The sequence below is a fragment of the Erythrobacter sp. THAF29 genome (genome assembly GCF_009363635.1).
Classification (GTDB): Bacteria; Pseudomonadota; Alphaproteobacteria; order Sphingomonadales; family Sphingomonadaceae; genus Erythrobacter.
On the sequence record NZ_CP045392.1, the window covers coordinates 148,804 to 161,054 of the forward strand.

11 protein-coding genes are annotated in these 12,251 nt (G+C 59.8%); 8 read left to right on the forward strand and 3 right to left on the reverse strand.

The window, feature by feature from the left end; all coding sequences use genetic code 11:
• A complete protein-coding gene (gene rpoB, locus FIU90_RS00765; protein WP_172970137.1) occupies positions 1-4,206 on the reverse strand; it encodes a DNA-directed RNA polymerase subunit beta in 4,206 nt (1,401 codons plus the stop codon).
• Positions 4,207-4,690: 484 nt separating this feature from the next.
• Between rpoB and FIU90_RS15765 the strand changes: the two genes are divergently transcribed.
• The 8 genes from FIU90_RS15765 to FIU90_RS00800 all read left to right on the forward strand — a co-directional run bounded on the left by FIU90_RS15765 (position 4,691) and on the right by FIU90_RS00800 (position 8,820).
• Positions 4,691-4,822, forward strand: a complete 132-nt coding sequence (locus FIU90_RS15765; protein ID WP_255478522.1) for a hypothetical protein — start codon at positions 4,691-4,693, stop codon at positions 4,820-4,822.
• Positions 4,823-4,850: 28 nt separating this feature from the next.
• Positions 4,851-5,402 carry a DUF2975 domain-containing protein gene (locus tag FIU90_RS00770; RefSeq protein WP_152433039.1) on the forward strand — a complete coding sequence of 184 codons (552 nt, stop codon included), beginning with the start codon at positions 4,851-4,853 and terminating at the stop codon, positions 5,400-5,402.
• A complete protein-coding gene (locus tag FIU90_RS00775; RefSeq protein ID WP_152433040.1) occupies positions 5,402-5,626 on the forward strand; it encodes a helix-turn-helix transcriptional regulator in 225 nt (74 codons plus the stop codon). Before FIU90_RS00770 ends, FIU90_RS00775 begins: the two co-directional genes overlap by 1 nt.
• A 99-nt stretch (positions 5,627-5,725) precedes the next feature.
• A complete protein-coding gene (locus FIU90_RS00780; protein ID WP_152433041.1) occupies positions 5,726-6,010 on the forward strand; it encodes a hypothetical protein in 285 nt (94 codons plus the stop codon).
• Positions 6,011-6,476: 466 nt separating this feature from the next.
• Positions 6,477-6,992: a 50S ribosomal protein L10 gene (gene rplJ, locus FIU90_RS00785; protein WP_152433042.1), complete on the forward strand. Its 516-nt coding sequence runs from the start codon at positions 6,477-6,479 to the stop codon at positions 6,990-6,992.
• An 87-nt stretch (positions 6,993-7,079) separates the two neighbouring features.
• On the forward strand, positions 7,080-7,457 hold the full coding sequence (gene rplL / locus FIU90_RS00790; RefSeq protein WP_152433043.1) for a 50S ribosomal protein L7/L12: 378 nt from the start codon (positions 7,080-7,082) through the stop codon (positions 7,455-7,457).
• A 125-nt stretch (positions 7,458-7,582) separates the two neighbouring features.
• Positions 7,583-8,281, forward strand: a complete 699-nt coding sequence (locus FIU90_RS00795) for a hypothetical protein (RefSeq protein WP_152433044.1) — start codon at positions 7,583-7,585, stop codon at positions 8,279-8,281.
• A 122-nt stretch (positions 8,282-8,403) separates the two neighbouring features.
• Complete coding sequence (locus tag FIU90_RS00800) at positions 8,404-8,820, forward strand: hypothetical protein (protein ID WP_152433045.1); 417 nt, start codon at positions 8,404-8,406, stop codon at positions 8,818-8,820.
• An 11-nt stretch (positions 8,821-8,831) separates the two neighbouring features.
• Here FIU90_RS00800 and FIU90_RS00805 read toward each other — a convergent pair whose 3' ends face one another.
• Together FIU90_RS00805 and FIU90_RS00810 are read right to left on the reverse strand one after the other, a co-directional pair.
• On the reverse strand, positions 8,832-9,722 hold the full coding sequence (locus FIU90_RS00805; RefSeq protein ID WP_152433046.1) for a hypothetical protein: 891 nt from the start codon (positions 9,720-9,722) through the stop codon (positions 8,832-8,834).
• Positions 9,723-9,732: 10 nt separating this feature from the next.
• The gene (locus tag FIU90_RS00810) at positions 9,733-12,240 is read right to left on the reverse strand and encodes a hypothetical protein (protein ID WP_152433047.1); all 2,508 of its coding nucleotides are present in this window, start codon (positions 12,238-12,240) and stop codon (positions 9,733-9,735) included.
• Positions 12,241-12,251 lie beyond the last annotated feature (11 nt).

Here is a 12,251-nt window from a genome sequence, read left to right on the forward strand (position 1 = left end):
TTACTCCGCTGCCTCCGGCCATTCGTCCTCGTCTTCCTCTCCGTCGCTCAGCGACTTCAATTCGACGTTGAGGCCGAGCGAGCGCATTTCCTTGACGAGCACGTTGAAGCTCTCCGGAATGCCCGCTTCGAAGGTGTCGTCGCCCTTGACGATCGCTTCGTAGACCTTGGTGCGGCCAACCACGTCGTCCGACTTGACGGTGAGCATTTCCTGCAGGGTGTAGGCGGCGCCATATGCCTGCAGGGCCCAGACCTCCATCTCGCCGAAGCGCTGACCGCCGAACTGCGCTTTACCGCCCAGCGGCTGCTGGGTGACGAGCGAGTACGGGCCGATCGAACGTGCGTGGATCTTGTCGTCGACCAAGTGGTGAAGCTTGAGCATGTAGATGATGCCCACAGTCACCCTGCGGTCGAACGCTTCGCCGGTGCGCCCATCGAACAGGATCGACTGGCCCGACGAATCGATGCCGGCCTTGACCAGCATGTCGGTCACATCGGATTCGCGCGCACCGTCGAACACCGGCGTTCCCATCGGGACGCCCGCGCTGAGGTTGGTCGCGAGTTCGACGATCTGCTCGGTCGAGCGGCTGTCGATGTCCTCATGATACTGCTCGCCATAGACATCCTTGAGACGCTCGATCACCGCTTCCGGCGGCTTGGCCTTCTTGTAGTCTTCGGCAGCATTCGGGTTAGCCGCGCGCCACTCTTCGAGCTTCTGGGCGATATCCATGCCAAGACCGCGTGCCGCGAAACCGAGATGGGTTTCGAAGATCTGCCCGACATTCATACGCGAAGGCACGCCCAGAGGGTTGAGCACGAGGTCGACCGGGGTGCCGTCTTCGAGGAACGGCATGTCCTCCACCGGCAGGATGCGCGAAATCACACCCTTGTTCCCGTGACGGCCGGCCATCTTGTCGCCCGGCTGAAGCTTGCGCTTCACCGCAACGAAGACCTTGACCATCTTGAGCACGCCCGGCGCGAGTTCATCGCCGCGTTCGAGCTTTTCCTTGCGGTCCTCGAACTTGGCATCGATGCCGGCGACGGCTTCGTCGTATTGCGACTTGATCGCCTCGAGCTGGGCCTGGCGCTTGTCATCGGCAACGGCGAACTTGAACCATTCGTGGCGATCGACGCTTTCGAGAACGTCCTCGTCGATCTTCGTGCCCTTCTTCACGCCTTTCGGAGCCGCGCTGGCGGTCTGGCCGAGCAGCATATCCTTGAGGCGGTTGTAGGTCGCGCGATTGAGGATGTTGCGTTCGTCGGCCGCGTCTTTGCGGAGACGTTCGATCTCTTCGTTCTGGATCGCACGCGTACGGTCGTCGATCTCGATACCGTGACGGTTGAAGACACGGACCTCGACGATCGTCCCGGCAACACCCGGCGGCAAACGCAGCGAGGTGTCGCGAACGTCGGATGCCTTTTCTCCGAAGATGGCGCGGAGGAGCTTTTCTTCCGGCGTCATCGGGCTTTCACCCTTCGGCGTGATCTTGCCGACCAGGATATCGCCCGGGTGCACTTCCGCGCCGATATAAACGATGCCCGCCTCGTCGAGGTTGCGCAAAGCTTCCTCGCCGACATTAGGAATGTCGCGGGTAATGTCTTCCGGGCCGAGCTTGGTGTCGCGCGCCATGACTTCGAATTCCTCGATATGGATCGAGGTGAACACGTCGTCTTTCACGATGCGTTCGGAGATCAGGATCGAGTCCTCGTAATTGTAGCCATTCCACGGCATGAAGGCGACGAGCGAGTTCTTGCCGAGTGCCAGCTCACCCAGGTCCGTCGACGGACCGTCGGCGATGATATCGCCTGCCTCGATCACGTCGCCCACCTTCACCAGCGGACGCTGGTTGATGCAGGTGTTCTGGTTCGAACGCTGGAACTTCTGCAGCGTGTAGATGTCGACGCCCGACTGGCCGGGTTCGACATCGCCCTGCGCGCGGATCACGATGCGGGTCGCGTCGACCTGGTCGACGATACCGCCGCGCTTGGCAGCGATCGCAGCGCCCGAGTCGCGCGCCACGGTCTCTTCCATGCCGGTGCCGACCCACGGCGCCTCGGCCTTGACGAGCGGCACCGCCTGGCGCTGCATGTTCGAGCCCATGAGTGCGCGGTTAGCGTCGTCGTTCTCGAGGAACGGGATTAGCGATGCCGCGACAGAAACGAGCTGCTTGGGGCTGACGTCCATCAGGGTGATCTGGTCGCGCGGCGCCATCAGGTTATCGCCCGACTGGCGCGCCGAGATCAGCTCTTCGACGAAAGTGCCGTCATCATTGAGCTCAGCCGATGCCTGCGCGACTGTGTGCTTCTGCTCTTCCATCGCGGAGAGGTAGATCACATCGCCGGTGACCTTGTGGTCTTCGACCTTGCGATACGGCGTTTCGATGAAGCCATACTTGTTGACGCGCGAAAAGCTCGCCAGCGAGTTGATGAGACCGATGTTCGGGCCTTCCGGGGTCTCAATCGGGCAGATACGGCCATAGTGTGTCGGGTGAACGTCGCGGACTTCGAAGCCAGCGCGCTCACGTGTCAGACCGCCCGGGCCAAGCGCCGAGACGCGGCGCTTGTGGGTGACTTCCGACAGCGGGTTGGTCTGGTCCATGAACTGCGACAGCTGCGACGAGCCGAAGAACTCACGCACGGCAGCCACGGCGGGCTTCGCATTGATGAGGTCGTTCGGCATGACGGTCGACACATCGACACTGCTCATGCGTTCCTTCACCGCGCGCTCCATGCGCAGCAGGCCGACGCGGTACTGGTTCTCCAGCAGTTCGCCGACCGAACGCACGCGGCGGTTGCCGAGATTGTCGATGTCGTCAACTTCGCCCTTGCCGTCTTTCAGGCCGACGAGTTCCTTGACCACGGCGAGGATGTCTTCCTTGCGCAGGGTGGTCACGGTGTCTTCTGCATCGAGGTCGAGGCGCATGTTGAGCTTCACGCGACCCACAGCCGAAAGGTCATAGCGCTCCGGATCGAAGAACAGGCCTTCGAACAGCGCTTCGGCCGTTTCCTTGGTAGGCGGTTCGCCCGGGCGCATCACCTTGTAGATAGCCTCGAGCCCTTCGTCACGGTTCTCGGCCTTGTCGACCTTCAACGTGTTGCGGATCCACGGCCCGGTATTGACCTCGTCGATGTCGAGAAGCTCGATTCCGTCGAGCCCGGCATTGTCGAATGTCTCGATATGCTCGGCCGAGATCTCATCCCCCGCCTCGATGTAGATGCGGCCAGTGCTTTCGTCGATGAGATCGCGCGCGGCGAAGCGGCCCACGATTTCCTCGGTCGGGAGCAGCAGGTCCTTGAGGCCGTCCTTGGCGGCCTTGTTGGCAGCGCGCGGGCTGATCTTCTGGTTGGCGGGAAACACCTCTTCGCCGGTCTTGGCATCGACCAGTGCAAAGGTCGGCTTCTGGCCACGCCAGTTCTCCGCTACGAACGGAATCTTCCACCCATCCTTGGCGCGTTCCCACGTAACGGTGTCGTAGAAGAAGTGGAGGATTTCCTCGCTGTCGAGGCCGAGTGCGTAAAGCAGCGCGGTGACCGGCAGCTTGCGCTTACGGTCGATGCGGACGTTGACGATATCCTTGGCATCGAATTCGAAATCGAGCCACGAGCCGCGATAGGGAATCACGCGTGCGGCAAACAGCAGCTTGCCCGAGGAGTGCGTTTTGCCGCGATCATGGTCGAACAGCACACCGGGCGAACGGTGCATCTGGGAGACGATCACGCGCTCGGTGCCATTGATGATGAAAGTGCCGTTCTCGGTCATGAGCGGCATGTCGCCCATGTAAACGTCCTGCTCCTTGATATCGAGGACGGAGCGGGTTTCGGTTTCCTGGTCGACCTCGAAGACGATCAGGCGAAGCGTGACCTTCATCGGTGCGGCATAGGTGATGCCGCGCTGGCGACACTCGGTTGTGTCGTATTTCGGCTCTTCGAGTTCGTAGTGAACGAAATCGAGCTCGGCGGTGCCGGCGAAATCGCGGATCGGGAATACGCTGCGAAGGGTCTTTTCAAGGCCGGAGACGTATCCGGTTTCCTTGTCCGAGCGCAGGAACTGCTCGTAGCTTTCGCGCTGGACCTCTATCAGGTTGGGCATGTCGACGACTTCATGGATGTCGCCAAAAATTTTGCGGATGCGTTTTTTCGCGGTGCCCTGTGCCTTGCGGCTGCGGAGTTTGCCCGAGCTTTTCGGAGCCTTCGCCTTTGTTGCCATGGAGGAGATTCGCCTCTTTTTGTCTTGCGCACGGGAAGGAGACCCGCTTGCTGGATTGTGTCGTCACGTCACGCGAAAACGGGTCCATATCCGACGCAAAAGAGCCGCACGCCTGGCGCAAACCCTCTCGGGCCGCCGGGTGCAGCTTCATCATTCCGTCGCGAATATGGCGAGCGCCGCTTCTATTCTGGCACCGATCCCCGCGCATGAATCGGCCTGTCTCGAAGGCGGCGTGTGCGAAGGCATGTAGGAATAGAGCAGCGGCGCGTCAATACCGCAGGGCGCGATTCGCACACGACTCGAATCAGACCGCATTTCACCTTATCAAGAGCGCCGCTCGGCCATATCGAAAAACAATATGGTCCAAAATATCGCTTGTCGATCAGCGCCTTATCGTTTTTCAATATTTATTGATTGACGATAAACTGCGCTTTGCCTAGACGGTGATTATCGAAATTCAATAACGCACATCAAGGAGATCGATATGTCACAGGTAATCAACCACTCGCTCGCCATCTGCGCTGCGCTGTTCCTCACGCTCGGCTCGATCGGGACCATCATCACTGTACCGCCTGCCCATACGACCTCACCGGTCGGCATGCTCGAGCTGGCCTGAACACCCTTTCGACACGGAGGGCAATCCCATGACCATGCATGACAAACCCAATGACTTCCTGCTCTTGGCTGGCAAAGCCATGACTTACATCGCCCAGATCGGTCTGGCTTTCGGCGGCACCGTCCTTGCGATCCTCGCGCCTATGATGCTCTTCTTCGGCGACGAAATCGCGGCGGAGATAGCCGAGAAATCCGCTGACGCGGCTGCTGCGGTGCCGGCCTTCCCGCTGATCGGCATAATGGTCGTCGGCGTGGCCGTCATAGCGCTCGGCTTCGTGTTTTTCGGCAAGCTGCGAGCCATCATCACCAGCGTGGGCGAAGGCGATCCCTTCGTGCCCGAAAACGCAGACCGCTTGAATCTTATGGCGTGGCTGATGCTCGGCATGCAGGTGCTGCTGATCCCTGCCGGAGGTTTCGGCCTGTGGCTCGCCAAATGGGCGGACGAGGTCAACAATGCCGACGTCACGATCGACGCAGGTCTCGACCTGAGCGGGATCTTGATGGTGGTCATTCTGTTCATCCTCGCCCGCGTCTTCAAACACGGCGCAGCGATGCGCGAAGATCTGGAAGGAACCGTGTGATGCCTGCTGAAGACGAAGGAGCAAAGATAATGGTCAAACTCGACGACCTGCTGCACGAACGCCGCATGACGCTCACTGAACTGGCCGAGCGGGTGGGCCTGACCCTTGCCAACCTCTCGATCCTCAAAACCGGCAAGGCCAAGGCGATCCGGTTTTCGACCCTCGCCGCGATCTGCCGCGAACTCGATTGCCAGCCAGGCGACCTTCTCGCCTATGAGAAGTGAGTTTCGCCAGATTTCTGCCACAATTGGAACCATGAATTGGTTGGCACGTTGGAGAGAGGTCGGGGCGGGTTGCTCCGGCCTTTTTCCGTAGGAGGAACCATGAAACGCGCAATTCTCATCGCCGCCCCGCTGGCTTTCACCCTCGCCGCATGCGACGGGCAAGCAGAAGCAGTAGGTGAAGAAATCGATGATGTTACCGAGGCACAGGCCGAGGTGATCGACGAGCAGGCGGAACTGGCCGAAGCACAGGCCGATCTCGCCGAAGAAAAGGCTGATGTCGCCGAGGAACGCGGGGACGCGGCGGACGCCGCTGGGCTTGAACAGAAGGCTGAGGATCTGGAACAGAAAGCCGACAATCTGGAAGACAAAGCCGACGATATGTGACGTCGGATTGACCGAGCATAACCACGCAAGAGCCCGGCCCATCCTGTCAGGATCGGCCGGGCTTTTCGTATGCGTTGACGGGCCAACCGCTCCATGCAGGGTTGGAGCCCCTTTCGGCGTTCCGCGAAGCTGCGGCTTCGGCGCGCGCCTCATTATTCGCGCCCGGCATACACCGACTTTATCTTGACTCGCACAGCGAACGCGCTAAGTGCGCCCCCGTCCGGCGGACATCTTTGCCTGCCGGTCATCCGTCCGAGACAGTTGCTGAACGGATTTGGCCGTTCTTAATCTGCAGCCTAGACGGGGAAACGAGATTTCCGGTCACTCCTTCGGTGACCTCCAGATACGCGTATTCGCGCATCCTCCTTCCCCATCGTTGGACCTTGCCTGTGTCGATCCTCGGCATGGGTGAATGTGAGCCGGTCGTGCGGAGCCTTTCTGTGCGGCCATAGTGAAGGAGTAAGGCATGGATCGTTCGCAAAAAGCCGAAGCGGTTGCCCAGCTCAACGACGTCTTCAAAGAGGTCGGCGTGGTCGTCGTGACCCGCAACCTCGGCCTGACGGTGGACCAGTCCACCGAACTGCGCGGCAAGATGCGTGAAGCCGGTGCATCCTACAAGGTTGCGAAGAACCGTCTCGCCAAGCTCGCCCTGAAGGACACCGATTACACCGGGCTCGAGGACTTCCTCAGCGGCCCGACCGCGCTGGCCTGGTCGGAAGACCCGGTCGCGGCTGCCAAGGCCGCTGTCGACTTCGCAAAGTCGAACGACAAGCTCGAAATCGTCGGCGGTTCGATGGGCACGCAGGTGCTCGATGAAGCCGGGATCAAGGCACTCGCCTCGATGCCGAGCCTCGACGAGCTGCGCGGCAAGATTGTTGGCCTCGTCAACGCCCCGGCGACCAAGGTTGCCCAGGTCGTCAACGCGCCCGCCAACAAACTGGCCCGCGTCTTCGGTGCCTACGGCGCCAGCGAAGCGGCTTAAGAGACAGGATAAACGCAAACGCGATTTTACCCGTGTTCTGGGGTTTGACCTCGATAGGCGACCCCGCACAAATTGGAGTGATACATCATGGCTGATATTGCCAAGCTTGTTGAAGAACTTTCGAAGCTGACCGTCCTCGAGGCGGCAGAACTTGCAACCGCTCTCGAAGAAGAGTGGGGCGTTTCGGCTGCTGCTGCAGTTGCAGTTGCTGGCCCGGCTGGCGGCGGCGACGCCGGTGCACCGGCTGAGGAAAAGGACGAATTCGACGTCATCCTTACCGGCGACGGCGGCAAGAAGATCCAGGTCATCAAGGAAGTCCGCGCCATCACCGGTCTCGGCCTCACCGAAGCCAAGGGTCTCGTCGAGGGCGCGCCCAAGCCGCTCAAGGAAGGCGTTGCCAAGGCGGAAGCCGAAGAGATCAAGAGCAAGATCGAAGCAGCCGGCGGTACCGTCGAACTCAAGTAAGCTTCTCGCTTACGTTTCGATCGGTTCCGACCGATCAAATGAAGGGTGGTGCCAGCGATGGCGCCGCCCTTTTTCTTTGCAGTAATGTTTTCGCGCTAAAGCGCTGATCCGAAGGGGAGGATCCGGTGTCACATCGCGGTGCAGACGTCTTTGAAAAAACCGAACACGCGGCGCGCGCCAAGCTCTCCCGCATCATCCGAAACAGCGAAGCTGGATGGTTATTCTATTCGCCCGGCGGAACCGCCTATCACATTCTCACCGACGAAGCGGAGAAGCTCGAGCGGCGCGGGCTCCGCAGATTGCAGAAGTGTTCGTGGTTTTCAGCCGAACTCGGAAAGCTTGCTGGTAAATCGTTCAAGTTTGCGCTGGCTGGCCTCGCCATAAATATCGGCCTCGTCGTGGCGATGGGGAGCGCCTGGCTCGACCCATTCGGCGATCTATTCGCTGCATATGTCTTCCCAAGCCTGATCCTATTCGCGCTGTTTTTCGGGTTCCTTAGGCCAATGGTGTCGCTCGCCATCAGGGCGTCGGTGATGCTTTTGTGGCAGGCCGAAGAAGCGCGGCGACTTCGAGCAGCTGGTCGAGGAGCAGTGCCTCACGCGATCGAGAAGAAGCACCTGCGCTACAACCTATTCCGCATTGTGTTCTGGAGCGCACTTGCGATCCTGACAGTTCGCTTCATTTCCATCTGGTTCATGACGCCCTCGCAGGTCGCCGAACAGAATTTCGGTATCGACATCGTCCTTGTGGGGCTGATGGTCTTGACCTCGGTCCCCGCGAGAATGATCGACGTCACCCACATTCGCCGCAAATGGTTCGATTGAAGCTGGCGCGATTTTCGGCACGGTCCGGCTGGATTCTCGCCAAGGGTTAATTGACGTTAACCCTGCCCCTCCGAATAGTATTTACCAAAACCGACTATCCCCTCTCGCATTGGAGAACACCGATGCGTTACAAAGTTTCAGCCCTTCCCGCAGTGGTCGCACTTGCTTGCGCGGCACAGCCCGCAATGGCAGCCGACAAGTCAAGCGGCTCCTATCAGGTTTCGGCCAGGATCCCTGTCTCGTGCAATATCGACACACGCTCGATCATAGCGCAGGGCAGCGCATCGGTCGTCAGCGGTACAGTGTTCGAAGCCTGCAACACCAATAGCGGCTTTCAGGTCATTGCCACCCATCGTTCGCTCGGCGAAGATGAGCGCGTACAGGTACGCTATGGCAGCGACTTCAGCGAGCTAAACCAAACCGGTGTTTCGTATGTCGGTCAGCGTTGGGGTGCGCGTTTCGGACCGGTGCCTGTCCAGATCGACGCGCGTCAGGTCGACGCTCCGATTGCGATCAGCTTTTCGCTCATCGCGGTGTAAGCGCTGAACGGTTAGATCGCGCTGACGGAAACCGTCACGCGGTCGCTGTACCTGCCTGCTTCGGAAAAGAACGGTTCTACTTCTACCCGCAATGGGTGGAAATCGCCCAGCGCGCTCGTATGGTGCGGGAATTCGCGAGAATTGGCACTTTCAAGTTCGACCCTCGTTCCACCCATGCGTAGAGTGTAGGGAATGCTCGCCTCACCGATGGTCTTGCGCAGCTTGCCGAAATTCTCCGAAGCGAATTCGACCCGGTAAGGCGATGTGCTCCAGATCCGCAGGCCGAACGGATCGGACCGCGTCGTCGCATCCGGATCCAGCATTCCAAGGTTGATGCGCTTGACCCGGTTAGTCCCCGCTGCACCCACGATGCGCATCGACACTGATGGCGGAATATCGACCAGCACATTGACAATCATCGTGTCGAGCAACGCCCCGCCCTCATCGTGAAGCGTCACGACGAACTCGTCACTATAGCGGGCGGCGGCTAGGCCCCATTCGGTCGGGATTCCCAGCCGCATACCGACGGCCCTGCCGTTATTCGTCCCTGGGATTGCCGGTATGAAAAGATCGGTCCCGGTCGATCCCGGAACGGATTGGTTGGGAAGCACTTCGAGGACACGACCACCCGATGAAAAAAGGAATGGCAACGCGTCGCTGAGACCTGCTGCGGTCCTCTTCGCAATGCGCAGGAATGCCGCGCATTCTCCATCGCCGCTATTGCGCACGCGGATTGTGAAGTCTTCGCGCGCCCGTTCGCGGACGCCGATTTCCACGCCGGAAACACTAACGGTCTGCACCCTGTCGACGAATTCCGGATTGCAGGCCGCCTGAGCCTGCGTGGGCAGCGCAAGCGCCGCAGCCGCAGTTAGACCGGTACTCAATTTGCGAAGAATGTGCATGATCAGGCTCCTATTCTTCAAGCGCCGGAAGGACGACCTCGTTCAACCTGAACAGGCCATCGGTTCCCTCCGGAATCGTGAATTCGAAACTGGTTGCGCCGTTTTCGATCGTCACCCGGTAGGTCTTGCCTGGAGCAAACCCGAGCAAGCCGAAACGACCGACGGAGTTGGTAAAGAACGGTTTGCTTTCGAAGTTTTCGTCATCAACCGCTTCAACCCGTCCGGCGACCAGAGCGACCGGGGCACCGCCGCGCATGAGGGTGCCGACAACACTGACAAAGTAATCGCTGCCGACTTCGAGCGCATATCCCGCGCGGTATGGCGGATCGACGCGCGCCACACCCTCGCCGATATCGTACCCCACCGCTGCCCCATCGACGTCGTACTGGATCGTCTGGTCGGCATAGGACGAGAGGCGTCCCTGAAGTGCGCCGCCGAAAGTCCCGCTGCGCGCTTCGAACCGGTTGTCGCTGAGGTCTCGGCCGACAATGACCTGACCTTCCTGCAACGATTCGTGCGCATGAACGATAGTGAAGGCATCTCGGATCGGCCGGCCAACGGCAAACTGATCGCCCGCAAAAGCGAGAGATGTACCCAGCTGGACGCGCACGCGCTGGTTATCCGCGATGTTGCCGATGCTCGATCCTTCGCTGAACATCGTTACTCGCGATTCAAACCGGTTGCCGACATAGTCGACCCCGCCATCGACCCGCGATTGCTCGCCATCCTGGATGAAACCGACATCGTAGCCGAGCGAGCCCACCTTGTTGTCGACACCTCGAGAAAGGTTGGCGCGCAGAGTTTCCGTCCTGCTGCGATAGTCGGCAGAACCACGGGTGTTCTGCCCGAATGCATAGGAGATGCCGATCCGGAACCCATAGTTTGAATCGAATGCGTCGCTGTCCCCGTACTCGACTCCTGCAGTGACTTGCAGACGATCGTTTATGCGATGGATGTAGTCGACGAAAACGGTCGAAATGTCGTCCTGCGGGCCCGCCCGGTGCGAATAGACAGCACCTGCCACTATCCGTCCTTCGTCGGAGATCGCCTGGTTATAGCTCCCACTGACGGTCAAGAGGTCGAACTGATTGGGAATGAGGTTCGAGATCGTAGTGAAGCCCGCCCCAGTGTAATCGACATTGATCGAGAACGAATACCGGTTCGAAAACGTATTGCCGCCCGATAGCCGGTAGCTTGCCCGGGCCGAGAACGCGGTGCCGCCTTCATCGCTGAAACTCGCCGCGCCTTCGAAGCTGAAGAAGCCCGGAAAGACCTGCGGGACGATCGTGGCCTCGGTTCCGATCAGTTGAACGTCTTCAGCGATTTGTACCGCCGCGCCGAGCACGAGATCATCGCTCATTCCGCGCCGATACAGGCCGGTGAATGCCGGGTCGCCGGTATATTGCGGTTCGAAAGCCAGCTCGCGCGCAATGAAGCCTGCAGCGAAGGAATATTCCTCCTCCCCCGCAACGAGGTCCAGCGGCTGGTAGAAGTAGTCGAGATTGATGACCTGCTGGCGTCCGCCGGAGTCCCTGATCTGCAATTCCACATTGTTCGAGCCCAGCTGAACCGGAAGGCTCGCGAGGTCGTATGTTCCTGCGTCGAGCTCGAGCGTCTGGTAGAGATCGCCGTTGATAATGACATCGACTGTCGAATTGTTGTCGAGAAAAATCTCGCCGGCACCCAGCCGGGCAGCCGGCACGAACGGATCGAACACCCTGCGACTTTTTTCGACGCTCACACCCCCGATGAAGGGGGTCCGCAAGAGCGACAGGGTTTCCAGCCGGAGGTCGCCTGCGGCAAACCGGCGATACTTCTCTCGCTGGTCGTAGACGGCGCGCACGCCGCGACGGAAGAACTGTGTCCCTTCGCCGAGCTGATCCGATACCGCCAGGTCATATTCGACCGCAATCGCCCCGATACGCGTCGCGCCATCGAAGAATATCTCGTTCGAGAATTCATCGGTTTCCGTATCGTATTCTAAATTGGGGACGATGTTCACATATGCGGAAAAACGCGAAGGCTCGAGCAACTGGATGTCTTCGCTTCGACGGCTGGTCGTGTTGTCGACAATTTGTCGGACCGGGCGCAGCGTCCCGTCAATCTCTTCTATTTCGACTTGCAGCAAGCTCTGGTTGAAACTGATCAATATGCCGATCGGAACGAGATCTTCAGGCGTGATAGTCGGCCTGCCGCTAGCGATGCCATCATATGTTTCGAGGCCCCTTGCGTTCAACAATCCCCCAAGTTGCGTTCGCAGGCTTTCCTGATCGAACACGACCGATCCGTCGGGTTTGACCTCGAGAAGAACGTCTCCGAGGACTTGTCTTTCATAAACAACGGGGACGGTGAACTGTATCGAGCGACCCTGCGGCCGCTGCGGTTCGGCCGGTTGCGCGTCCACCTCCTGTGCGGAAGCCGCCTGGAGCAGCACCGCCGGCACCTGCATCGCGCTGGCGGCCGAAGGCGCTATCAGCCCTCCAGCCAAAGCCGCAAGGCTGGCGCCGTGCGCGATCATCCACTTGCTAT

What these genes read in the sequence shown, in the direction of transcription:
- FIU90_RS00810 (WP_152433047.1), bottom strand. Translation starts at nt 12,240, where the DNA reads ATGATCGCGCACGGCGCCAGCCTTGCGGCTTTGGCTGGAGGGCTGATA.
- FIU90_RS00775 (WP_152433040.1), top strand. Translation starts at nt 5,402, where the DNA reads ATGCCTGCTGAAGACGAAGGAGCAAAGATAATGGTCAAACTCGACGAC.
- FIU90_RS15765 (WP_255478522.1), top strand. Translation starts at nt 4,691, where the DNA reads ATGTCACAGGTAATCAACCACTCGCTCGCCATCTGCGCTGCGCTGTTC.
- rpoB (WP_172970137.1), bottom strand. Translation starts at nt 4,206, where the DNA reads ATGGCAACAAAGGCGAAGGCTCCGAAAAGCTCGGGCAAACTCCGCAGC.
- FIU90_RS00800 (WP_152433045.1), top strand. Translation starts at nt 8,404, where the DNA reads ATGCGTTACAAAGTTTCAGCCCTTCCCGCAGTGGTCGCACTTGCTTGC.
- rplL (WP_152433043.1), top strand. Translation starts at nt 7,080, where the DNA reads ATGGCTGATATTGCCAAGCTTGTTGAAGAACTTTCGAAGCTGACCGTC.
- FIU90_RS00805 (WP_152433046.1), bottom strand. Translation starts at nt 9,722, where the DNA reads ATGCACATTCTTCGCAAATTGAGTACCGGTCTAACTGCGGCTGCGGCG.
- rplJ (WP_152433042.1), top strand. Translation starts at nt 6,477, where the DNA reads ATGGATCGTTCGCAAAAAGCCGAAGCGGTTGCCCAGCTCAACGACGTC.
- FIU90_RS00770 (WP_152433039.1), top strand. Translation starts at nt 4,851, where the DNA reads ATGACCATGCATGACAAACCCAATGACTTCCTGCTCTTGGCTGGCAAA.
- FIU90_RS00780 (WP_152433041.1), top strand. Translation starts at nt 5,726, where the DNA reads ATGAAACGCGCAATTCTCATCGCCGCCCCGCTGGCTTTCACCCTCGCC.